2 protein-coding genes are annotated in these 1,244 nt (G+C 55.5%); both read left to right on the top strand.

What is annotated here, in order from left to right:
* The coding region (locus P0R31_RS40680) for a hypothetical protein (protein ID WP_275521232.1) at window positions 1-214 on the top strand (214 nt) is incomplete at its 5' end.
* A 73-nt stretch (window positions 215-287) separates the two neighbouring features.
* The gene (locus P0R31_RS40675) at window positions 288-1,178 is read left to right on the top strand and encodes a hypothetical protein (RefSeq protein ID WP_275521230.1); all 891 of its coding nucleotides are present in this window, start codon (window positions 288-290) and stop codon (window positions 1,176-1,178) included.
* The last annotated feature ends 66 nt before the right edge of the window (window positions 1,179-1,244 follow it).

The raw sequence follows: 1,244 nt of genomic DNA, 5'->3' as shown, positions 1-1,244 counted from the left end.
CGAGACCCGGCTCGATGGCTCGGTTCTCGACCGCGAAAGAGCCGCCAGCGCTTCAATCTCATCGTCGGTCATCGCCAATTCGACCGCTTGCCGCCATCCTGCCATGAAACCGCTCCTCGTTGCGCCACCGCAACCGAGGAATCCGCCAACACTCAATCAGTTCCAGCGCAGGCTTCTTGGAATCGATCGTCTAGATACTCTGAAAAGGTTGTGAATAACGACGTGCGCCTCATAAGGGTTGTGCCTATCTTGATGCAGCTCACTGAGAGGTCTGTACGAGTCGCCATATGCCGAAAAAAATACTGACGATAGGGATACCGCTTGCAGATGACAGAGCGGTTCAAGAGGAATTCAAATCCAAGACATCGTTGTTAGACTGGGACATCATCCTGTTCAGGCCCACGATCAACGATTTTATCTATGAAGACGGTCCATTCCGTGAGAATTACCGGGGACGCCCCTGCCTAAGCGATAACGCATCGTTCGCGCTTAAGGAGGCTTGCGAGCACTGGCGTCGCGAGATCAAGCAGGCTTTCGATAGCGGAAAGACTGTGATCGTCTTTCTCCCGCAACGGACCGAAATTTACGTCGACAGCGGCAACCGTAATTACTCCGGTACGGGTCGCAATCAGCGCACGACAAGATTGGTTGACACCTACGACAATTACACAACCGTGCCGATCAAGCTGGACCCGATAAATGCCGCCGGCTCCGAAATGAAGCTGACAGAGGGGGGCGAAGTCCTCCGCACGTACTGGGCGGAATTCGGACCACGTTCAAGATACGAAGTATTACTCGCTGCCAGCACTCCTGGCATCTGCCTGACCACAAAGAGTGGTGACAAGCCAGTCGGCGCGATTGTTCGATCAAAAACCTCCGGCGCGTTAGTTCTTTTGCCCGATATCAATTTCTTGCCAGACGATTTCCTCACCGAGGAGGATTCTGACGAAGAAACCGATAATGACGAAGGCGATACCGATGACGATGATGTCGAAGATGATGGTTGGTCTTCCGACGCGAAAGCATTCGCATCGCGGTTCGTTCACGCTGTTACCGCGTTGGATGCCGCCTTGCGCGCCTCCGCCGAGGTAACACCTGAACCGACTTGGGCCATCGATGCGCATTCCGACGAAGTCGGCCGTGGATTCCGAGCGAAGCCGGCCGCCTATACCGATTGAAGCCGGCCAGGGATTCCGATGATCCCGGCCGCCTGCCGAGGCGGGCTCTCGCGACGACGTCGTCAT

Source organism: Bradyrhizobium yuanmingense, from assembly GCF_029167105.1.
GTDB classification, from domain to species: domain Bacteria; phylum Pseudomonadota; class Alphaproteobacteria; order Rhizobiales; family Xanthobacteraceae; genus Bradyrhizobium; species Bradyrhizobium yuanmingense_A.
This window is presented reverse-complemented; position numbering and strand designations above follow the sequence as displayed.

What these genes read in the sequence shown, in the direction of transcription:
- P0R31_RS40675 (WP_275521230.1), top strand. Translation starts at nt 288, where the DNA reads ATGCCGAAAAAAATACTGACGATAGGGATACCGCTTGCAGATGACAGA.